This window comes from Myxococcus sp. SDU36, assembly GCF_030168875.1.
Taxonomy (GTDB): domain Bacteria; phylum Myxococcota; class Myxococcia; order Myxococcales; family Myxococcaceae; genus Myxococcus; species Myxococcus vastator.
The window spans coordinates 3,987,642-4,009,168 of record NZ_CP077414.1; the positions used below are offsets into that span (position 1 = coordinate 3,987,642).

Sequence of the window (21,527 nt, forward strand, 5' to 3'; positions counted from 1 at the left end):
AGGCGTCGTCGTTTCGGGGGCTCAGCCGTCCTTGAGCAGCTCGTGGAGGACCTCGGTGGCATACGCGCCCCGAGGCAGCTCGAAGGTGAGCCAGAGGTCCTCGCCGTCCGCCGTCTGCTCCGCGGTCAGCTCGGGCGAGCCCAGGCGGACGCGGTAGGGCCGGCGGCTGCCTTCCGTCTCACCACCGCCGCGCTTGAAGTCGTCCGGCGTGACGCCCGCTTCCGTCAGCAGCCGCGCCTCGAGCTCGGCCACGGCGCCGGCGGACGCCGTCATCTTCGGGCCGAAGAGCGGCCCTGCCGGGCTCACCTCGAAGGCGGCCACGCGGGGCCCGTCCACCTCGGGTGACTCGCACACGAAGAGGCCACCCGTCTCCTCCTTGCGCAGCACGTCGCCCGCGAGCGCGGTGGCCAGCGTCCCCGCGTGCAGCCGCGCCGCCAGCGCCTGATTGAACAGGCGCGACTGGAAGGCGGACAGGTACAGCTTGCGCTGGAAACGGTCCGGCCGCTTCGGCAGCCGCTGGCCCAGCACCAGCAGCCGGCCCAGGTCGGCGTTGTCCCCCGCCCGGCCGAAGCGCTGCTCACCGAAATAGTTGGGCACGCCCTGCGCCACCAGCCGGGAGAACGTCTCCCGCGCCGCGCCACAGTCCTTCACGCCGCGCAGGCGCAGGCGGAAGCGGTTGCCCCGCAGGTGCCCGGTGCGGAGCTTGTTGCCGTGGCGCTTCGTCCACAGCACCTGGATGCCGTCCAGGGCGAACTCCGGCACCTTCGGCTCGGCGCGCGCGGGCACGGACACCAGCTGACGGGTGATGGCGTGCCGGTCCTTCATCCCCGCCACGCCGATGTCGTCCTCGGACACGCCCAGCGACGCGGCCAGCGCGCGCACCAGCTCGCGCGTGTCACGGCCCCGCTTCTCCACCCAGAGGTAGAGGTGCTCACCCTCGCCGGAAGGCAGGTAGGCGGGAACCTCCTCCACCTCGAAATCCTCGGGCACCAGCTTGAAGGCGCCCCCGCAGCCGGGCACCTCCGCCGTCAGCCGCGGCCAACCTGAATCCGTCACGATGCCTCGAGCGTGGACAGCAGTTCTTTCACGCGGCGGGCCAGGTCCTCGTCCGCGCGTGACTCCAGCAACTCACCGGCCTGGAAGAGCAGGAAGAACATCATGTCGCTGAGCGCCTGCCGGAAGGTCGCCAGGGGCTCGCTGCCCAGCTGGGCGCGGTGGCGCTCGAAGCTCTCCATGAGCTTGTTCTCCGGGATGCTGCCGTCCGGAGCGAAGGCCAGCCCCTCCAGCACCGGCGACGACGTCAAGCCCTGACCGGAGAGGGCCGCGTTGGCCGCTGCGATGAACTCGCGGTCCATGCCCTGCTTGGCCACCTCGTCGCGAATCTCCCGGAAGATGAAGTTGAAGACGCGGGCCACCGGGCGCGGGTCCACCGTCACCACCGGGCGCGCGGGCGCGCGGGCCGGCGCCGCGGCCTGCGCCGTGCGCTCGGGAAGCGGCGTCGGGACGCCCGGGCCCGGCACCATCAGCGGCTTGTCCGTCACCGAGGCGAAGCCGCCCTCCAGCAGGCGGAAGACGACCTTGGTGACGTCGAACTCCGACAGGCGCGCGGCGTGCCCCAGCTCCAGAATGGTGCGCCGGCCGTCGAGCAGGCCCAGCACCCGGTCCTCGTCCTCCTCCAGCTTGCCGTCCGAGGCGCGCTTGCGCGTCACGTACAGCCGGCCGTGGGGGATGCGCTTCCGGAAATGCGCCATCTCGTCAATCTTCCGGATGCTGTCCATCAGCAGGCTCTGCGTGGACAGCTGGATGATGTGACCGGACTTGTCCTCCACCGGCTGGTCGATGAGGAAGAAGTTCCCCTCCCGGCACAGGACGATGGCGTGGAAGATTTCGCTCACCTGGTGGGTGACGCACTTGAAGAGGTCGTGCGACTTGAGCAGCCCCTTCTCCACCAGCGAGCGGCCCACCTTGGAGGGCGGTTGCTCGCGCAGCGCCGCCTCCACCTGGGCGCGCTCCACGTAGCCCATCCGCACCAGCACCTCGCCCAGCCGGTCGGCCGGGTCGTCGGAGGAGGCGCCGCGCACCTCGCCCTCGCGCAGGGTGACGGAGCGCTCTCCGCCCGGCGAGTGGACGCGCACCACGCCGCTCCAGCGCGACTGGCTGAGGAAGGCGATGAGGTCCGACAGCGGGAAGCCGCCCGCGTCCCCCGCCAGCACCACGCGCGGCACCGGGATGGAGCCACCCTCCGCGGGCGTGCGGGAGAACACCAGCAGGTCGGGCGCCGTCGCCATCAGCGCGTACGTCCCCGAGCGCCCCGCCAGCGGTGAGGGCACGCTCCGGTCCTCGGGGACGAGCTGCGCCGACGCGTCGATGCGGAAGCGGGGTGTCATGGCGGCGTCAGTCAGCCGCCCAGGCGTTCTTGTTGGCGGACCACTCCAGCTCGTCTTCCAGGCTGTGCGTCAGCATCTGCGCCTCCACGAAGGACAGGTCCAGCGCGCGTCCGTTGAAGTACACGGCGGGCGTGCCGCTGATGCCCGCCGCGCGGCCCTGGCCGCGGTAGCCGTCCAGCTCCTCCTTGTACGCGTCCGTCTTCAGCAGCGCCGCCAGCTTCGCGCCGTCCAGGCCCAGCGACGTCGCCAGGGCGGCAATCGCCTCCGGCTTGAGGTTGGACTGGTGCTCGAAGAGGGCGTCGTGCATCTGCCAGAACTTGCCCTGGTCTCTCGCCCACAGCGCCGCCTGGGCGGCCTGCTTCGCGTTGGGGTGCATGGACAGGGGGAACGGCAGGTAGCAGAAGCGCACCTGCTGCGCGTGCTTCCTGGCGAAGGCCTCCAGCACCGGGCGGGCCTTGGCGCAGTACGGGCACTCGAAGTCTGAGAACTCCACCACCGTCACGGGCGCGCTGACCGGGCCCATGCACATCCGGTCATCCACCTTGAACTGCGCCCGCGGGTCGCGGAAGGCGGCGTAGTACGTCGACAGGGAGAGGATGACCTCGGTGGCCGGGCTGCCCTCGGACACCATCCGCGCGGCCTGCTGCGCCATGCGCCGGGCGTGCTTGCAGGGGGTGTGCGTCTTCAGACAGGCGCCCAGCGTGTGGGGGCAGCCGCAGTAGCAGAACTCGTCATTGAAGACGGTCGCCAGCTCCCGCTTCGCCGTGGGCGACAGCGAGGAGAAGTCCATGCCCGGGATGCCCGACACCGCGGCGGCCGGGTCCACGGGCGGGGCGGCGGGCTCGGACGGGGCCGGAGCGACGGGAGCCTGCGGGGCCGGGGCGGACGACGACGGCTGCCCTCCGGTCGGGGCCGCGCTCTCGGGATTCTTGCACCCCGGGGCCGTCAGGACCGCGGCGGCCAGCAGGGGAACGACACGCTTCCAGCAGGAAAGGAACACCCGGCGGGTCTTAGCGACGCGCGCGGGGCTTGTAAAGCAACGCCAGCCTTGGCAGGGAAGCGCCTGTTCATCATGCCCAGAGTCCTGCTGCTGCATACCGGGGGTACGCTCGGAATGGCCGGGGGCCGCCCGTCCGCCCTGAAGCCCGCGGCCTTCTTCAAGACACTCAAGGCCCGCGCGCCGGAGCTGTTCGAGCTGGCCGACATCGAGCTGGAGCTGTTCAGCAACCTGGACAGCTCGGAGATGCAGCCGGAGCTCTGGAGCCGGATGGCCGCGCACCTCCATGCGCGCCTGCCCCACTTCGACGGGGCCGTGGTGACCCATGGCACGGACACGCTCGCCTACACCGCCAGCGCCCTCTCCTTCATGTTGCGCAACCCGCCCTGCCCCGTGGTGTTGACGGGCTCCCAGCGGCCGTTGGGCAAGATTCGCTCGGACGCGCGCCTCAACCTCATCGACGCGGTGCTGTCCGCGCTGCACGGCCCCCACGAGGTCACCATCTGCTTCGACTCGCGCCTGTACCGGGGCAACCGGGCGCGCAAGGTGAAGGTCTCCGAGTACGACGCCTTCGACAGCCCCAACTTCCCCGTGCTGGGCACCCTGGGCGTGGACGCCACCTTCGAGCCGGGCCTCAAGCCCCGCGGCGCCTTCCGCCTCCATGAGCGGTTGGACCCCAAGGTCTTCCTCCTCAAGGTGTACCCGGGGCTGGACCCGGCGCTGCCGCTCCAACTGCTGCCTCACGTCCGGGGCCTCGTCCTGGAGGCCTATGGGGCGGGCAACTTCCCCATCGACCCGGAGCAGGGGCGCTCGCTCAGGCCCCTCTTCCTCCAGGCGCGGGAGCGAGGCGTCCCGGTGGTGGTGGTGAGCCAGGCGCACCGCAATGGCGTGGACCTCTCCTTGTATGAGTCCGGAGCGGCGGCGCTGGAGGCCGGGGCGATGGGCGGCGCGGACATGACGCCGTCGGCGGCCCTGGTGAAGCTGATGCAGGGGCTGGCCTACCACTCCGGCGCGTCCGGAGCCCTGGCGCGCTACATCCAGGGGCCGGTGGCCGGAGAATTGACCGTCGGGAGGCCGACAGTGCCCCCGGAGGCCCCCCGGAGGTCCCCGGCCACCCGCCGGCCCCGAGGAGAGTAGTGGAGAGTCGGGCAGTATGCTTGCCGCCGCGAAAAGGCGGCCCGTAAGATGGGTGCTGCGATGTCCGAGGAGAAAACTTCCGTCCATTCGATTTCGGACCTGCTGGGCAGCGCCCAGCAGCAGAGCGCCTATCTGATCGTCATCAGCGCCAAGTCCGCGGCGGGCATCGGGCGGATGTTCAAGCTGGACCGCTCCGAGGTCGTCCTGGGGCGCAGCTCCGAGGCGCAGTTCCAGGTCGAGGATGACGGCATCTCCCGCAAGCACGCCAAGGTGGTGGCGCTGGGGGACGGCCGGTTCCAGCTGGTGGACCTGGCCAGCACCAACGGGACGTACCTCAACGGGCTGAAGGTCAACGCCGCCCCGCTCTACGACGGCGACAAGATCCAGATCGGCTCCAACACCGTCCTCAAGTTCTCCATCCAGGACGCGCTGGAGGAGCAGTACCAGCGCAGCATCTACGAGTCCGCCACGCGTGACGGCCTCACCCGCGTCTACAACAAGAAGTACTTCCTGGAGACGGTGCGCAAGGAGTTCAGCTACTGCCTGCGCCACCGGGTGCCGCTGTCGCTGGTCCTCTTCGACGTGGACCACTTCAAGAAGATCAACGACGCGTATGGCCACCCGGCCGGTGACTACGTGCTGACGCGCATCGCCCAGCGGGTGAGCGACACGGTGCGCACCGAGGATTTGCTCGCGCGCTACGGCGGCGAGGAGTTCGCGCTGATGCTGCGCGAGTCCGCCGAGGAGCAGGCCCTGGCGTGCGCGGAGCGCTGCCGGTACGCCGTGGACAAGGCGGACTTCGTCTTCAGTGGCACGCCCATCAAGGTGACCATCAGCCTGGGCGTGGCCACGCTGCTGGACTCGGACTTCTCCCAGCCCGAGGACCTCATCGCCGCGGCGGACAAGTACCTGTACCGGGCCAAGCGCGCGGGCCGCAACCGCGTGGACGCGAAGGCCGTCAGCGGGCTCTGAGCTTCGGGCGCGGCCGCTCCCGCGCCTACGGGCCGAAGCCCAGCCGCCGCAGCGCCTCGCGCGACACATGCTTCACATGGGAGTCCGGGTCGCGCGCCGCTGCGTCCGACAGCGCCGCCGCCGCCTGCGCGCCGCCAATCCGGCCCAGGGCCATGGCCGCGGCCACCCGCACCGCGGCCTCCGCGTCCTCCCTCAGGCACCCGGCCAGCGCCTTCACATGGGACGCGCGGCCAATCTGCTCCAGCGCCTCGGCGGCGGCGGTGCGCACCACCGCATGGTCCGACTCCAGCAGCATCGCGGCGTCATCGCCCCGGGACGTCTGCCGCTGAAGCGTCAGCAACTCCAGCGCGGCGCTCACCACCTCGGGAGCCCCATCCCTCAGCGCACGCGAGGTGGCCTCCGGCACGCCCGGTTGCCGCGTCGTCAAGCCGCTCAAGGCCCGCACGGCCCCCGCGCGAAGCAGCGGCTGCTCATCTGTCAAAAACGACTCCACCGCGGACACCCGCTCCCGAGCCCCCTCGCTACAGTCCGCCAGCTGTGCCAGCGCGGCCCCTCGGACGGACGCGGCCAGCGCCTTGGCCCGGGCCGTCCCCAGGAAGAAGGCCGCACACCCCTTCTCCCGCGCCATGGCCTCCAGCCACGGCCGCGCGTGGGTCGCATCACTCGACTCGATGTGCCGCTCCGCCACCGTTCGCAGCGGGACGCCCTCCGCCTCGGCCAGCGCCCGCGCGGCGTCCCGGCGCACCCACCGGTCCGGATCGCCGAGCGCACGCTCCAGCTCCCGCATCGCCAGCGGCCCGTACACCCGCAGCGACTCCACCGCGCGCCGGCGCTGGAGGGGGTCCGCCACGGTCAGCTCCCGCTGCATCCCCTCCAGCTCCTTCGAATACACGGCGAAGAGCCGGTTGATGCGCGCCTCTTCCGCGGGCTTCGCCTCGTCCAGCAGCATCCGCCCCACCGACGACCGGCTGCGCCCGGCCACCGCCTTGAGCGCGCTGGCGCTGACCGCATCCACGCTCTCCGGCCGCGTCGCCATGGCGTCCAGGACGACGCGCGCGGGCTTGCGGCCCAGGAACCCGGCCAGGTGAGCCAGCGCCGAGCTCCGAACCGCCAGGTCCTCCTCGTACATCTCCAATTCCAGCGCCTCGCGAATGGCCGCCCGGCGCCCCCACACACGCGCCGCGGCATTGGCGCCCCGAGGTCCCGCCTCCCGCAGGAACTTCGCGGAGGAAGCTCCGGCCGCCGCCGCGGCGCGAGCCGCCGTCAGACACGCGTCCAGGTTGGACGACACCGGCTCCGCCAGGACCCAGTCCGCCAGCGCCCGGCGCTCCGTGACGCCCTGACGCCTGGCCTCCGCGCGCACCGCCGCCCACCGCACCCGCCAGTCCGGATCCTTCAGGGCGGAGACGAGCGGCGCACGAGGAATGGGCCGCTGCCCCGCCAGGCCCTGCACCCAGGAATCCACGCGGCCACCCGGCAGGCAGCTGCTACAGGTCCGAGCGCGCAAGGCCGGGTCCGTCACATGCCGCTGGCAGGACATCCAGCACTCACGGGTTGGCGTCCCCCCCTGCTGCTGACCAGTCATCAGGAGTACCACCAGAAGGAGGGCTGGGCTCACGAGGCGGACAGTGTAGTCCATCCGACCTGGCCTTTTCGTCCAGCGGCCTTGCGTTTTCCGTCTCAGTGGGTCATACCCGCTGCCCCTTTTGATCTACACCCACATCTACGTACGGCGGAAGGAGGTGACTGCATGCCCGGTATCCGAGTGAAGGAAGGAGAGTCCATCGAGAGCGCTCTCAAGCGTTTCAAGAAGGCCACCGAGAAGGCTGGAATCCTTTCCGAGATCCGTAAGCGCGAGCACTACGAGAAGCCTTCCGTGAAGCGGAAGAAGAAGGCCCTCGCCGCCAAGAAGCGCGCTGTGAAGAAGGCCCGCAAGTCGTTCTAGGCGCGTGCCTCGCGCGAGGAGCCGGGGCCCCACCGCTGTCAGGTGCCCTGGCTCCCGCCGTCGAAGTCCCCCTGAACAACGTTTCACCCTCCGGAGTTGCGACCATGGCCACCCTGAAGGAGCGGATCGACGCGGACCTGAAGGACGCGATGCGGTCCAAGAACGAGCTGACGCTCAGCGTGCTGCGGATGCTCAAGAGCGCGGTGAAGTACAAGGAAGTGGAGCCCGGCGCCGCCGCCCTGGATGACGCGGGAATCCTCACCGTCATCGCCGGCCTCATCAAGCAGCGCCGCGACTCCGTGGAGCAGTTCAAGACGGGCGGCCGCCCGGAGCTGGCGGAGAAGGAAGAGGCTGAAATCAGCATCCTCCAGAACTACCTGCCCAAGCAGCTGACCGCCGACGAGCTGACCGCCGAGGTCCGCGCCGCCATCGCCGAAACCGGCGCCAAGGGCCCCAAGGACATGGGCGCGGTGATGAAGAACCTCAACGCCAGGATTCACGGCAAGGCGGAAGGCCGCGCCATCTCCGACGCCGTGAAGGCGGAGCTCGCGAAGCTCTCCTGAGCCGTCCACCGTTCTGGGGTCAGCGCTGGCGCTGTCGGGAAACCGGCGGCGCCTTTGCATTGAAGGGCTGGACAGGGATGCGGAAACTTGCTCCCTCGGCCCCCCATCATTAAGTGCCTGGGTCAGTCCCGCCGCGGCGCCCGCTCACCCCAGCGGAAAACCGCGTGCAGGGGCCTCAGGAGTCCACCCCATGCCACAACCACCCCCTGCCCTCGCGAGCGCCCCGGCTTCCGCCCCCCTGGGGGTGATCCGCCAGGTCGGCCGGCGGGCAGGCGACGTCAGCCCTGTCCGGCAGGATGCAGGGGCTGGGCCCGCCCAGGGGTGGGCCAGGGGGTGGGCGTCGTGATTCCTGAGCACAAGATCCAGGAGGTCCTCGACCGGGTGGACCTCGTCGGGCTCATCTCCCGGCATGTGGACCTGAAGAAGGCCGGGCGCGAATGGAAGGCCTGCTGTCCCTTCCATCAGGAGAAGACGCCCTCCTTCTACGTGGTGCCGGAGAAGCGCTTCTATTTCTGCCATGGCTGCCGCGCGAGCGGTGACGCGGTGTCCTTCGTCCAGCGCTACCTGGGCAAGACGTTCCTGGACGCGGTGCGGGATTTGGCCCGCGAGCTCGGCGTGGACCTGGAGGCCGAGCAGGACCCCGGCATGCGGGAGCGGCAGCAAATCAAGGAGGCCACGGACCAGGCCGCCGAGCACTTCCGCGCCATGCTGTGGCAGCAGGACGAAGGCCGCGCCGCCCGCGCCTACGTCGCCAGCCGCGGCGTCTCCGAGGAGACGGCCATGGCGTTCGGCCTGGGCTGGGCGCCCCACGAATGGGCCTCGCTGGCGGAGCGCTTCCAGAAGCTGGGCATGCTGGAGTGGGCGGCCAAGGCCGGCCTGGTCCTCAAGCGAAGCAGCGGTGACGGCTATTACGACTTCTTCCGCAGCCGGCTGATGGTGCCCATCCGCGCGCCGGAGGGCCGCCCCATCGCCTTCGGTGGCCGCCTGGTCGGCGCGGACGAAGGGCCCAAGTACCTCAACTCGCGCGAGTCGCGGCTCTACAACAAGAGCGAGACGCTCTTCGGCATGGACCAGGCGCGCGACGAGATGCGCAAGCGCAAGGCCGCCGTGCTCGTGGAGGGCTACTTCGACGCCATTGGCCTGCACCAGGTGGGCGTGCGGCACGCGGTGGCGCTGTGCTCCACCAACCTCACCGCCGGGCACATGCAGGTGCTCAAGCGCGCCGAGGCTCGCGAGCTGATTCTGTTGTTGGACGGAGACTCGGCCGGCCTCGCCGCGGTCGAACGGCTCTCCGGTCCCCTGCTCGCCGCGGGGGCGACCGCGCGAGTTGCCTTGCTGCCGCAAGGGGATGATCCCGACACCTTCGCGCGTCGAGAGGGCCAGGAGGGCGTGGAGCGGCTGCTGGAAGGCGCCCACCCGCTCACCAGCCACCTTTTCGCCTCGCTCCTCCCGGAGGGCAAGGCCGCGAGCTTCGAGGAGAAGATGACAGCGCTCGAGCGGCTCAAGCCGGTGGTGGGCCAGGTCCCCGTGGGCCTGGTGCGCGCCACCCTCTTCAGCGCGGTGGCCGAGCACTTCGGCTGGCGCCCCGCGGACGTGGAGTCCGCCCTGCGCAGCAAGGTGCCCCTGCCCAAGCCCGCCGGCGGGGAGGCACCTCTTTCGAGCCCCAACCGTCCCGCCCCACCCCTGGAGAAGCCGCCCCCCGCGCTGGAGTGCTTCTACGTGGGCGCGGTGTTGAAAGAGCCACGGTTGATGGCGCGGGACACCTTCCGCGTGTGTGACGAGCTGTCCCACATGGGCCTGCGCATGGCGCTGGCGCATGCGACGTCGGGACACGGCGCCAACGACGCGCTCTTTGAATCCTCGGAAGCCGTGAAGCGCGGCATCGAAAGCGCGCTGCGGCAGCTCCCCTCGGAGCCCGTCCCCCTGGAGGCGGCGTTCCTCTCCATCTGCAGGGAAATCATGGTGCGGCGCATCGACGAGCGGCTCGTTTATATAAAGCGGGCGACGGAGCAGACGCCGGGGGCGTTCGACCTGACAGAGGAGACGCGCCAGCTCCTGTCGGAGCGCGTGGAACTGTTGGCGCTCAAGAAGCGTGTCCTGGAGGAGCTCAAGCCTGCCTCCTCGGGAACAAAGGCGCCCATGCAACCGGTTTGAGTTCGCGTTTGTAAGAAACCCTGACTTTGCGGTAGATCGGCCGGCTCGCCCAGGCCTCAAGCCCCTGAATTTGCTCAAGGAGAAGTACCCGAATGCCGACGCAGAAGCCCTCGAAGGCGTCCGTGAAGCCCACCAAGAAGAAGGTGGATCCGGTGATCCGCAAGAAGAAGGCTCCGGACGGTGCCGCGGCGAAGGGGGCCAAGACGGGCGCCGAGGAGAAGGAAGAACTCGCCGCGAGGGACGTGTTCGCCGAGGCGACGGAGAAGCTCAAGAAGAAGAAGAAGGGCGTGGCCCCGGCCATGGGCGATGACGTGGACCCGGAGGAGGCCGCGGAAGAGGCCGCCGCCGCCGTCCAGGTGGACCCCGACGCCGTCGAGGACGACATCGAGGAGGATCCGGTCGCCGAGCGCAAGGAGGTCAAGGACCTGCTCGCCGCGGGCCGTGAGAAGGGCTTCCTCACGTACGACGAGGTCAATGACGCGCTCCCCGCCGACATCGTGTCGTCCGATCAGATCGACGACGTGATGAGCATGTTCGGCGACAACGACATCGAGATTGTCGACGCGCAGAAGGCCGCTCAGAACAACGAAATCAAGCCCACCGTCACCGTCGAGGAAGAGAAGGAAGACGCCGACGAGGACGAGAAGGACGAGGACGACGAGCCGGGCGGCAAGTCGAACGACCCGGTGCGCCTGTACCTGCGCAAGATGGGCAGCGTCAGCCTGCTCACCCGCGAGGGCGAGGTCGAAATCGCCAAGCGCATCGAGGAGGGCGAGAAGGAAGTCCTCCGCGCGCTGCTGGCGTGCAAGGTCGCCGTCGAGGAGATCCTCGACATCGGCAACAAGCTGAAGACGGCCAAGCTGCGCGTGCGCGACGTCATCAAGGACGCGCCGGAAGAGGCCCAGGCCGAGGGTGCCGACGAGGCGCCCGAGGAGGTCGGCGAGGGTGACGCTCCCGCGCAGCTGGCGCAGAGCGAGCTGAACAAGATTGAGCAGATCTGCAAGCAGATCGAGCGCTTCCGCAAGTTCGCCCAGGACTGCGACGTCTTGGAGGAGGAGCTGTCCTCCAAGAAGAAGCTGACCGAGGTGCGCAAGAAGGAAGTGAAGCAGGAGATGAAGGACCTCCGGACCAAGATGATGGAGGTCCTGGAGGAGATGCGGCTCAACAAGAAGCAGGTGGACCGCATCGTCATCAACCTCAAGGCCCTCATCGAGCGCGTCGACAAGGCCGAGGACGAGCTGCGTGATTTGGAGCGCCGCTACGACTGCTCCATGAAGGAGCTGCGCCCGCAGCTGAAGGAGTCGCGGGAGAACCCCAACATCGGCAAGAAGCTGCAGAAGCAGCTCAACCTCACGCCGGAGCAGTTGGAGGTCCTGGACCGCGACGTGCGCACGGCGGTGCGGAAGATCAAGAAGGTGGAGGAGGAGGCCAACCTCCCCGTCGAGTCGCTGCGCCGCAACTACGACGCCATCCGCCTGGGTGAGCGCCGCGCCGAGCGCGCCAAAAGCGAGCTGGTGGAGGCCAACCTGCGCCTCGTGGTGTCCATCGCGAAGAAGTACACGAACCGCGGCCTGCAGTTCCTGGACCTCATCCAGGAGGGCAACATCGGCCTGATGAAGGCGGTGGACAAGTTCGAGTACAAGCGCGGCTACAAGTTCTCGACCTACGCCACCTGGTGGATTCGGCAGGCCATCACCCGCGCCATCGCGGACCAGGCCCGCACCATCCGCATCCCGGTGCACATGATTGAGACCATCAACAAGCTCATCCGCACCAGCCGCTACCTGGTGCAGGAGATTGGCCGCGAGCCGACGCCGGAGGAGATCGCGGAGAAGATGGAGCTGCCGCTCGACAAGGTCCGCAAGGTCCTGAAGATCGCCAAGGAGCCCATCTCCCTGGAGACGCCGATTGGCGAGGAAGAGGACAGCCACCTGGGCGACTTCATCGAGGACAAGAGCCTCGTGTCGCCGGCGGACGCGGTCATCAACATGAACCTGGCGGAGCAGACCCGGAAGGTGCTCGCCACGCTGACGCCGCGTGAGGAGAAGGTGCTCCGCATGCGCTTCGGCATCGGCGAGAAGTCCGACCACACGCTGGAAGAGGTGGGCCAGGACTTCGAGGTGACGCGCGAGCGCATCCGTCAGATTGAGGCCAAGGCGCTGCGCAAGCTGCGCCACCCGAGCCGCTCCAAGCGCCTGCGCTCCTTCGTGGAGAGCTGAGCCGGGCTTGAGCTGAGCTGGCATGTAGGCCCCCGCTCCATTCGTGGACCGGGGGCCTTCGTGTTTCTAGAGTCCGGGGCCGTGGCGCTCCGAGCGAAGACGAAGACGACGACACCCCTCCCCTTCTCCAAGGCGGTGTGGCAGGCGGTCCGGGCGATTCCGCGCGGGCAGGTGCGCTCCTATGCCCAGGTGGCGCTCTATGCGGGGAGGCCGGGCGCGGCACGGGGTGTGGGCCGGGAGATGGCCACCCTGGCCCAGCAGCCCGGATTGCCGCTGCCCTGGTGGCGCGTCACGCGCTCGGACGGGACGCTGGCGCCCCAGGTGGCCCAGGAGCAGGCACGGCACCTTCGGGCCGAGGGCGTGGAGGTGACGCAGCGTGGGGACACCTTCCGCGTGAAGGTGCCACGAGTGGCGCCGGCACCGGGTGTGGGAGCGAAGCGGAAGCGCTGAGGAGGGGTGGAACGACGCCCCTTGCCAGGACTGCGCGCCCGGCGATATGCAATCCGTCACGCGGTTGGTTGGCGCATGAGGGCCCTTAGCTCAGCGGTTAGAGCTGTCGGCTCATAACCGATTGGTCCCTGGTTCGAATCCAGGAGGGCCCACTCCCCTCAACCCCGCGCACCGACTCGGGAATCTCCCCGGCGGCGTCTGCGCGTTGAGCCGCCTCCGCCGAACTCCGCCACCGGCGCACCATGCGGGCCGCCCACGGCCAGCGGGAGCACCACTGCAAGAGGCTCCTCGGTTGGCTGGAAGCTGAGCTGCTCCAGGCCCGCGTGCGGTGAGTGTCAACGCAGATGACGCGTGAAAGGATTAAGCCAAGCGCTTCACTTCCTGCACTGCCTGGGTGGGGGGCGGGGAGGGGCCGAGGCGCACAGGGCCAGCGGAAGTCCAATCCCTATCGCGCGTCTTGCCGCGACAGCGCTGCGGTGTCGAGCCGAAGGCTTGCCTGCGCTCGGCGACGCTCGCCGCCATGGGTAGCCAGGTGGTCCCACTTCCGCACATTGTCCGGGACGTTCCCGTTTCCACATCGCCGACACCCTGATGCCATCCTCGCGCGCCGTTCAACGCGATTCGCGCGACCGTGCTTGCGCTTTTTTAACCAACTAGTTAGATTACCAAGTGGTTAATTACGCCATGTCGACCGACCCGCTCAGCGCCACCTTTGCCGCACTCGCCGACCCGACCCGGCGCGCGATCCTCGCGCGGCTCGCGAAGGGTGAAACCTCCGTCACGGAGCTCGCGCAGCCTTTCGAAATGAGCCTCCCTGCCGTGACGAAGCACCTCAAGGTGCTCGAGCGCGCAGGGCTGATTACACGGAGCCGCGAAGCGCAGTGGCGCCCCTGCCGACTCGCGCCGAAGCCGCTGAAAGTCGCGAACGCCTGGCTCGAGCACTACCGCGAATTCTGGGAGGGCAGCTTCGACCGGCTCGAGGACTACCTCGCCGACCTCCAGGGGCAGAAGCGCCCGGCGCGCGCCCGCAGGGTTGCAACTCCGAAGAAGCCCAAACGAGGAGCACACACATGAACGCAGCGATCGACCTCAACGAACTCGCGAAGCGGCAGTTGCAAATCTCGCGGCTGATCAGCGCCCCACGCGCGCTGGTCTTTCAGGCGTTCACCGACGCGAAGATGATCTCCAACTGGTGGGGGCCGAACGGCTTCCGCACGACGACGGTGATCAAAGATGTGCGTCCGGGTGGCGCGTGGAAGTTCACCATGCACGGGCCGGATGGCACCGACTTCCCGAACCACATCGTCTACACGAAGGTCGTCCCCAACGAGCGGCTTGAGTGGGAGCACGGCTCGAAGGAGGGCGAGGTGATGTTCAAGGCAGTCGTCACCTTCCAGGATGAGGCGGGAAAGACGCGCGTCACGATGCAGCACACGATGCCCACCGTCGAAGCTCGCGAGCAGGCGGCAAAGTACGCAGTCGAAGGCGGCAATCAGACGCTCGCGCGACTCGAGCAGCACCTCGCGACGCAGCAGTAGTCGCTCGTCGCCACGGCACCGTGCGCGCGAGTGCCCACGTCAGCGCGGCTTCAAGCGCAGCGAGCTCAGCATGGGGAAGAACCGAAGCCCGTGCGGATGCGGCCCTGGTCGGAAATGAGCTCGACGCAGTGAAGGGGGAGTTTCGGCCGGCGCTAACATCCCCGGCAATGCCTTGGGCTTGCCCCGATTTCGTGGCTCTCCCGCACTTCGAGTGACGCGTGGCACAGGGCGGGTTCGCGAGAGGTGCTGTTCAGGTGCGCGGACTCCGAGGGGGCGAGCCTGTCCGTCGTCAAAGACTGGGGAGAGAGTCCGGCTCGAAATCCGGGCCTCCCGGGGAGATTGTCTCCAATGGCGCCCTGCTGCGTCTGCCTGCGCTTCCGAGGGAGAGCACGAAAAGTGAGGGAGAGCCACGGAACCGGGGCAGGCTCAGGACGGGGTGGTGCCATGAGAGCGACACGCGGACATGTGCTGCTGGGACTTCTGGTGTTGGTGGGGCTGACGGCCGCGGGCATCGCCGGGGTGACGCTGCGCTATCGGGCCCCGCCTGCCCCCGCCCTGGGGTGGCTCGTGGGCGGGCTGCTGCTCGCGACGTGGAGCGCGCGGGCCTTCTGGAAGCGCGACGCCGACGGCGCGGCCAAGCTGTTCTTGTTCTGCTTCGGGACGCCCCCGGTCGTGCTGGGCATCTGGATGGTGGCCTCCTCCGATTTCAGCGGGCTTCCACCGTGGCTCGCGCTGGGCTGCGCGATGGTGACCGCGTTCATCGGGGGCCGGATGTGGAAGGACTGGCGGCGGGAGGAGGTCTTGCCCAACGTGCTACGCGAGTGGGCCCGGGCCGAGGACATCCTCGAGGTCGACGGCGTGCACTTCGCTGTGAGACTGGCAGTGGCCCAGCAGGGACCCGCGCCGCTGGAGCTGCATCTGATGGCGCAGGGGTGCGTGGACGCGGAGCGGGCGCTGACGCTGAAGCTGTCGGGGCCTCCCGAGTCGCGACTGCGCTATCCGCGAGAGACGACGGTTCACATGGAGGCCGGAGAAGTGGGCCTGCTCATCGTGCCGCTCTTCCCGGTGCCAGGGGCGCAGGCCCCCGGCAAGCTCTTCCTGATACCCAGCGCCAGGGGGCCCGCGGCGCCACGCCTGCATCACTGGCGCGCGCGGCGCTACGAGGGCCCCATCCATCCCGCGATGAGCGTCCTGGGATTGTTCGCGGGCATCATCGCCTGGGGTGGCGGGGTGCACGTGGAGGTAGCGGGGGTGTCGGAGGTGAAGCCTCCTCCACCGCAGCTCCCCGAGGCGCGCTGGAAGGTGATGTGGAGGCCGGGTGCTGAGGAGATTCAGCAGGGGCTTCAGCGGTAGGGATTCCCGACCAAGGCGCGTCAGCGCCCGCAGCTCGTAAAAAGGGGGGGCAGCCGCCAACTGGGGCGGCCCCCGGGGAAGACCTACTCCTGGAACGTCTGGGTGAGCTTCGCGATGGCCCCTGGCAGCCCCCGCACGCGCAGCCGGCTGCCGCTCTCGTCGTGGGACTGGGACACCACCGTGGTGTGCTCGTACACCTCGCCGATGCGCCCCTGCCGGGCGTAGGGAATCACCAGGTCCGCCTCCACCATCGAGGACTCGAAGAAGGCGATGATGTTCTTGCGCAGCATCGCCACGTCGTCCGGCAGGTGCGCGGAGAGCATCAGGGCGTCCGGGTGCTTCGCGAGCAGCGCTTCCTTCGCCGCCGCGTCCAACCGGTCCACCTTGTTGAAGAGCAGCTTGCTCGGTACGGCGTCCGCGCCGATTTCCCGGAGCACCGTGCGGGTGACCTCAAGCTGCGCGGCCCACGTGGGGTCCGACGCATCCACCACGTAGAGCAGCAGTGACGCTTCCAGGGCCTCGTCCAGCGTGGAGCGGAAGGACGCGACCAGGTCGTGCGGCAGCTTCTGGATGAAGCCCACCGTGTCGGAGACCAGGATGCGCGGACGGGTCTCCGGCTGCATCGCGCGTACCGTGGTGTCGAGCGTGGCGAAGAGCTGGTCCGCGACCAGCACCGTGCTGCCCGTCAACGCACGCATCAGCGAGGACTTGCCCGCGTTCGTGTAGCCCACCAGCGCCACCCGCAGCTGGTCCCTTCGCGCGTAGCGGCGGTGATCCTGGTCCTTCTGGATGGCCGCCAGTCCCTCGCGCAGCTCCGCCAGCCGATCGCGAATCTTGCGGCGGTCCAGCTCCACCGCGGAGTCACCCGCGCCTCGCCCCTGCTGCCGCTCGCGGCCTCCGGTGGATTCGCGCAGCCGGGGGGCCAGGTAGTTGAGCCGGGCGATCTCCACCTGCATCCGCGCTTCGTGGCTCTTCGCGTGCCGGTGGAAGATGTCGACAATCACGCCTGCGCGGTCCAGCACCATCGCGCCGGTGGCCTTCTCCAGGTTGCGCAGCTGGCTGGGCGACAGCTCGTGGTCCACGACCACCACGGTGGGCCGGGGCCCCGCTGTGTCGTCTTCTTCCGAAGGCGGGGGCACCAGCGCGTCCTCCGGCTCCACGTCGCCGGCCTCGTCCTCCTCCGGGTCGGGCTCCGTGTTGGCGGCGGCCTCCCACTTCTCGCGGGCCTTCGACGTCCGGTCGCTCGCTCCGGACGCAATCACGCCCGAGCCACCGGTGAGGGCCGCCAGCTCCTTGAGCTTGCCCGTCCCGAGCACCGTGCCCGTGGCCAGCCGCGTCCGCTTCTGGGACACGGTCGCCACCGTGTCATACCCCAGCGTGTGCACCAGCCGGCGCAGCTCCGCGAAGTCCGCGGCGTGCTCTTCGTCGGAGACGCCCGGAAGCTGGACACCGACGAGGACGGCACGCGGACGCTCAGGGAGAGTGGATATCGTCATGCGCATGCTCGTACCACGTCGGGCCGTCCCGTGACGGGACGAGTCCACGCCCCCTGCCCCCCACCAGGTCCGGAAGACACCTTGCCTGGATGGGGAGGGGGCAGGAATGCCGGGGGCGGACGTCCCGGACAGGGTAGGCTTCCGCGTCCTCGCGTCACCCAAGGCTTCCTTCCCATGACATTCGCTTCGCTCGGCCTGTCGGACGCGCTCACCCGCGCCTTGGCCGGACTCGGATACGACGAACCCACGCCAGTGCAGCGCGCGACCATCCCAGTGGTCCTGCGAGGTGGCGACGTCTGGGCTTCGGCGAAGACGGGCTCGGGGAAGACCGCCGCGTTCCTGCTGCCCATCCTGGAAGCCCTGCGGGCGCGTCCCGGTGGGTCCGTCCGACCGGTGCGGGCCTTCATCCTGGTGCCCACCCGGGAGCTCGCCGCGCAGATCGTCGACTCCATCGAGCGGTACGGCCAACACCTGAAGAAGCCGCTGAAGACCTGCCTCGCGGTCGGCGGCGTCTCCGCCAACCCGCAGATGCTGGCGCTGCGGGGCGGCGCGGACATCGTCGTGGCCACGCCCGGCCGCGCGCTGGACCTGGTGCACCAGAACGCGCTCCGGCTGGACGAGGTGGAGACGCTGGTGCTCGACGAGGCCGACCGGCTGTTCTCGCTGGGCTTCGCCGATGAGCTCAACAGCCTGCTGGCGCTGCTGCCCGCGCGCCGACAGAGCCTGTTGTTCTCCGCCACCTTCCCGCCCGAGGTGCGGAAGTTCGCGGAGCAGTTGCTGCACGAGCCCACGCGCATCGACGTCGATGACGGGGAGCTGCCCTCGACGGAGTTCATCCTCCAGCGGGCCATCCAGGTGGATGTGCCCCGGCGCACGATGCTGCTGCGGCACCTGTTGGAAACCCATGCGTGGAGCCATGTGCTCACGTTCGTTGCCAGCCGCTACACGGCGGACCATGTCGCGCTGAAGCTGAACCGCGCCGGCATCGCCGCGACGTCACTGCATGGGGAGCTCAGCCAGGGCGCGCGCACGAAGGCGCTCGCGGACTTCAAGGCGAAGCGCGTGCGCGTGCTCGTAGCCACGGACGTCGCCGCTCGCGGCCTGGACATCGCGCAGCTGCCTGCGGTCGTGAACTACGACTTGCCCCGCTCGACCGTGGACTACGTGCATCGCATCGGCCGCACGGGGCGCGCCGGCGACAAGGGCGAGGCAATCAGCTTCGTCAGCGCGGACACCGAAGCCCACTTCCGACTCATCGAGAAACGCCACCAGCTCGACCTCCCGCGTGAGCAGGTGCCGGGCTTCGAGCCGACGGAAAAGGTCTCGCCGACCCCGCAGCCCCTGGATCCGAACGGCGGCGTGAAGGGGCGGCGCAAGAGCAAGAAGGACAAGCTGCGCGAAGCCGCCGCTGCTGCCGCCGCCACTCCCCCACCGAAGCGCAAGCCGTAGCGGCTCCTGCTCCCGCGCGGACAGCAGGGCCACGCGCGGGTCAGTCCCTCCTGGTGTAGGGTGCGCGAGTGCTGCTCAACGACGGCTATGTGTATCGAGAGAAGCTCGGGCGCCAACCGGGCAGCAGCGCGCTCGCCCATCTGACGGACAAGTATCGGCACTCCTCGGAGGAGGAGTGGCGGGCACGCTTCGCTCGGGGCGAGGTGCGACTCGACGACGTCACCGCCGACGGCTCGGAGCCGCTGAGGCCGGGGCAGTGGCTGTGCTGGCACCGCCCGCCGTGGGAGGAGGCGGACACGCCGCAGTCCTTCGAGCGCGTGTACGAGGACGCGGAGCTGGTCGTCGTGGTGAAGCCGAGCGGACTGCCGACCCTGCCCTCGGGAGGCTTCCTGAAGAACACCCTGCTCTCCTTCGTCCAGGCACGATGGCCCGAAGCGGTCCCCATGCACCGCCTGGGACGCGCGACGTCGGGCCTCGTGCTCTTCACCCGCACCCGCGACGCAGCCGCGCGCCTGGCGAGCGATTGGCGTGAGGGCCGCGTGCACAAGCGCTACCGCGCGCTCTCCCAGGGGCTCGCCGCCCAGGAGTCCTACGACATCCGCGCGCCCATCGGGCTGGTGCCCCATCCGCTGCTGGGCGAAGTCCATGGGGCCAGTGCGCGGGGCAAGCCCTCACACAGCACGGCCCGGGTGCTGGAGCGGCGCTCCGAGCACACCCTCTTCGAGGTGGACATCCACACGGGGCGCTCCGAGCAGATCCGCATCCACCTCGCCTTCATCGGGCACCCGCTCGTGGGGGACCCGCTCTTCGCCGTGGGCGGCCTTCCGCTGGCGGAGCACCCCGGCCTGCCCGGAGACGGCGGCTATCTGCTGCATGCGGAGTCGCTCACCTTCCTGCATCCGCGCTCGGGCGAGCACGTTCAGCTTCAGGCGCCACCCCCGCTCGAGCTCCGCGTCCGGGACTCCTGGCGTTAGCGCCCGGGCGCATCCCTCGAGCCACGCGTGCGCGCCGGCCACAGGGTGCCGCGCGGTGACCTGTTCGGCCGTGGGGACGCGCCACCCGCGCGACGTTGTCCTGAGCCCCAAGCGGACGTCCCCCGGAGCTTGCCCGTTGGACGGGGGCACCGAGGGACGTCTTCAAGCCGGGAGCTGCTGGCGCAAAGGCCACACCACGAACTTAGAGCATGCTGGCGATGTCCTTCACCGGCTGCGGCGCGGCCTCCGTGTTCGCCAGCGCGCCCATGGCGCCTCCGAAGATCATGGAGGCCGGGTTGATGCGGCCCGTGGTGACAGCCCCGAGGACCCCCTCCGCTGCGCCCTTCACGGTGTTGAGGTAGCCCTTCGCGGCGCCCTCGAAGACGCCCTTGACGCCGCCCTCCGAGTTGCCGATGCCCGTCAGGACATTGCTGACGCCCGGCAGGAACCACAGGTGCTTGCCCGCCTCACCCGCGAACCACTGGAAGTTGTCCTTGTTGCTTCCGTCCGCCTTGACGTGGGTGTCCTTCGTGGTCGGCAACTGGTGCTCACCCAGGAAGGAGTACCCCTTCTCCGCGAAGTCCTTCACCATGCCGGCCTCGGTGCCGTGCCGCGCATCGCCATCCTTGGTGATGCCCTCGATGTTGCCGTCGCCCTTGCCATTCTTGACCTTGTTCGACCGGTCGTCGCCAGTGGAGGCCTTCGCGCTGTCGATGAACTCCAGCACCTTGGCCAGCCGGTAGACGGCGTCCGGGTTCTGCTTCGCGTCCTTCAGGTCGAGCTTGGGGTCGATGCCCGTCTGCTTGCACAGCTCCTTGAACTTGATGTCCTTCTGGCGGCCCAGGTTCTTCAGCGCGGGGGAGTCATCGACGATCTGCGCTGCCGTCCGCTTGTCACCGGCCGGGCGCTTGTCCTTGGCGCTCGGGACGCCGGAGCCGGTGGTCTCGGGCGCCGGCTTGAGGTTCTCCAGGTTCTTGGGCATCCCGCGGGGCGCGAAGGTGGCGGGCTGGCTGACCGGCCCCTGCGCCCCCGGCAACATCGGCGCGTTGAAGGACTGCGGGTGGGGCATGGCGCCCACTCCGAACCCGTCCATCGGGTTGGCGTGGCCCATGGGCACGCCACCAGCCTGGAGCGGCGACATCGGACCGAAGCCGCCCATCGGCGGGAGCGCCGCCCCCGGACCGAAGCCGCCCATCTGCGGGAGCGCCGCCGCGGGACCGAAGCCGCCCATCGGCGGGAGCGCCGCCGCGGGACCGAAGCTGTCCATCGGCGAGAGCGCGGCCCCAGGACCGAAGCCGCCCATCTGCGGGGCCGCCGCCGGACCGAAGCTGTCCATCGGCGGGAGCGCGGCCCCAGGACCGAAGGCGCCCATCGGCGGGAGCGCCGCCGCCGGGCCGAAGGCGCCCGCGGCCTGGAGCGCCGCGGGACCGAAGTCAGCCACCGTCTGGAGCGCCGCGGGGCCGTAGTCCGCCACGGCCTGGAGCGCCGCCTCCCGGCCGGAGGTCCGTCCAGGCGCGCCGGACTGGGGCGCCGCCGCCGGGTTGGAGGGCCGTGAGGGCCCGCCTGAGGGCTGGAACGAATCCACCGGGCCGGAAGGCCGCGTCGACTGGCTCGACGGGCCCTGGGGGACGCGCCCGCCCTTGTCCGGAACCGGCCCCGCCGAGGGCGGCGGCTTCGGCGTCGTGGGAGAGGGCTGCGCAGCGTCCGGACGCTTGGGGGAGAAGGAGCGGGTCTTGGCCTTGCCGATCATGGGATCACCTGGTTTTGACAGCGAAGGAGGATTGCTGCGGCGAGTCTGTCCCGCCCATGCGCTGTCTCAATGCAGCGCCCATGCCACCTCGCGCATGCTACGCAACATACTGATTTCACATGACTTCGATGGCCTCGGGGCCC

Annotated in this window: 18 protein-coding genes and 1 tRNA gene; 13 read left to right on the top strand and 6 right to left on the bottom strand. The window is 69.6% G+C overall.

The window, feature by feature from the left end; genetic code table 11:
* Positions 1–21 precede the first annotated feature (21 nt).
* Genes truD through KGD87_RS15655 form a run of 3 tightly spaced genes read right to left on the bottom strand, consistent with a single transcriptional unit; the run spans position 22 to position 3,213 of the window.
* Positions 22–1,056, bottom strand: a complete 1,035-nt coding sequence (gene truD / locus KGD87_RS15645; RefSeq protein WP_284668211.1) for a tRNA pseudouridine(13) synthase TruD — start codon at positions 1,054–1,056, stop codon at positions 22–24.
* A complete protein-coding gene (locus KGD87_RS15650; protein WP_284668212.1) occupies positions 1,053–2,387 on the bottom strand; it encodes a DUF4388 domain-containing protein in 1,335 nt (444 codons plus the stop codon). The genes truD and KGD87_RS15650 overlap by 4 nt, the downstream gene beginning before the upstream one ends.
* Positions 2,388–2,394: 7 nt before the next feature.
* Positions 2,395–3,213: a DsbA family protein gene (locus tag KGD87_RS15655; RefSeq protein WP_284668213.1), complete on the bottom strand. Its 819-nt coding sequence runs from the start codon at positions 3,211–3,213 to the stop codon at positions 2,395–2,397.
* 246 nt (positions 3,214–3,459) lie between these two features.
* Between KGD87_RS15655 and KGD87_RS15660 the strand changes: the two genes are divergently transcribed.
* Positions 3,460–4,521 carry an asparaginase gene (locus KGD87_RS15660; protein WP_284668214.1) on the top strand — a complete coding sequence of 354 codons (1,062 nt, stop codon included), beginning with the start codon at positions 3,460–3,462 and terminating at the stop codon, positions 4,519–4,521.
* A 60-nt stretch (positions 4,522–4,581) separates the two neighbouring features.
* Positions 4,582–5,493: a GGDEF domain-containing protein gene (locus KGD87_RS15665; protein ID WP_284668215.1), complete on the top strand. Its 912-nt coding sequence runs from the start codon at positions 4,582–4,584 to the stop codon at positions 5,491–5,493.
* 25 nt (positions 5,494–5,518) lie between these two features.
* Here KGD87_RS15665 and KGD87_RS15670 read toward each other — a convergent pair whose 3' ends face one another.
* Positions 5,519–7,132: a HEAT repeat domain-containing protein gene (locus KGD87_RS15670; RefSeq protein ID WP_284668216.1), complete on the bottom strand. Its 1,614-nt coding sequence runs from the start codon at positions 7,130–7,132 to the stop codon at positions 5,519–5,521.
* Between the two features lie 111 nt (positions 7,133–7,243).
* Here KGD87_RS15670 and rpsU point away from each other — a divergent pair, with 111 nt between their 5' ends.
* The 9 genes from rpsU to KGD87_RS15715 all read left to right on the top strand — a co-directional run bounded on the left by rpsU (position 7,244) and on the right by KGD87_RS15715 (position 15,715).
* Positions 7,244–7,438, top strand: a complete 195-nt coding sequence (gene rpsU / locus KGD87_RS15675) for a 30S ribosomal protein S21 (RefSeq protein WP_002614080.1) — start codon at positions 7,244–7,246, stop codon at positions 7,436–7,438.
* Positions 7,439–7,542: 104 nt separating this feature from the next.
* Entirely contained in the window at positions 7,543–8,001 is a 459-nt protein-coding gene (locus tag KGD87_RS15680) for a GatB/YqeY domain-containing protein (RefSeq protein WP_284668217.1), read from the top strand.
* Positions 8,002–8,334: 333 nt separating this feature from the next.
* Positions 8,335–10,155 (top strand): DNA primase, encoded by a 1,821-nt coding sequence (dnaG, locus tag KGD87_RS15685; RefSeq protein WP_284668218.1) that lies wholly within the window; start codon positions 8,335–8,337, stop codon positions 10,153–10,155.
* A gap of 92 nt (positions 10,156–10,247) precedes the next feature.
* Complete coding sequence (rpoD, locus tag KGD87_RS15690; protein ID WP_284668219.1) at positions 10,248–12,374, top strand: RNA polymerase sigma factor RpoD; 2,127 nt, start codon at positions 10,248–10,250, stop codon at positions 12,372–12,374.
* 81 nt (positions 12,375–12,455) lie between these two features.
* Complete coding sequence (locus KGD87_RS15695; RefSeq protein ID WP_284668220.1) at positions 12,456–12,824, top strand: MGMT family protein; 369 nt, start codon at positions 12,456–12,458, stop codon at positions 12,822–12,824.
* 79 nt (positions 12,825–12,903) lie between these two features.
* Positions 12,904–12,976: transfer RNA gene (locus KGD87_RS15700), tRNA-Ile, on the top strand.
* A gap of 532 nt (positions 12,977–13,508) precedes the next feature.
* Positions 13,509–13,898 (top strand): ArsR/SmtB family transcription factor, encoded by a 390-nt coding sequence (locus KGD87_RS15705; protein WP_284668221.1) that lies wholly within the window; start codon positions 13,509–13,511, stop codon positions 13,896–13,898.
* Entirely contained in the window at positions 13,895–14,362 is a 468-nt protein-coding gene (locus KGD87_RS15710) for an SRPBCC family protein (protein ID WP_284668222.1), read from the top strand. The genes KGD87_RS15705 and KGD87_RS15710 overlap by 4 nt, the downstream gene beginning before the upstream one ends.
* A gap of 444 nt (positions 14,363–14,806) precedes the next feature.
* Positions 14,807–15,715, top strand: coding sequence for a hypothetical protein (locus tag KGD87_RS15715; RefSeq protein ID WP_284668223.1), 909 nt, complete (start codon positions 14,807–14,809; stop codon positions 15,713–15,715).
* Between the two features lie 83 nt (positions 15,716–15,798).
* On the opposite strand, the gene hflX is transcribed toward KGD87_RS15715, so the two are convergent.
* Positions 15,799–17,217, bottom strand: a complete 1,419-nt coding sequence (gene hflX / locus KGD87_RS15720) for a GTPase HflX (protein WP_502888027.1) — start codon at positions 17,215–17,217, stop codon at positions 15,799–15,801.
* A 168-nt stretch (positions 17,218–17,385) separates the two neighbouring features.
* On the opposite strand from hflX, the gene KGD87_RS15725 reads away from it, so the two are divergent.
* Positions 17,386–18,660: a DEAD/DEAH box helicase gene (locus KGD87_RS15725; RefSeq protein ID WP_284668225.1), complete on the top strand. Its 1,275-nt coding sequence runs from the start codon at positions 17,386–17,388 to the stop codon at positions 18,658–18,660.
* Between the two features lie 68 nt (positions 18,661–18,728).
* Positions 18,729–19,634, top strand: a complete 906-nt coding sequence (locus tag KGD87_RS15730) for an RluA family pseudouridine synthase (RefSeq protein WP_284668226.1) — start codon at positions 18,729–18,731, stop codon at positions 19,632–19,634.
* A gap of 202 nt (positions 19,635–19,836) precedes the next feature.
* Here the strand turns inward: KGD87_RS15730 and KGD87_RS15735 are convergent, their stop codons facing one another.
* Positions 19,837–21,384 (bottom strand): hypothetical protein, encoded by a 1,548-nt coding sequence (locus tag KGD87_RS15735; RefSeq protein ID WP_284668227.1) that lies wholly within the window; start codon positions 21,382–21,384, stop codon positions 19,837–19,839.
* Between the last annotated feature and the right edge of the window lie 143 nt (positions 21,385–21,527).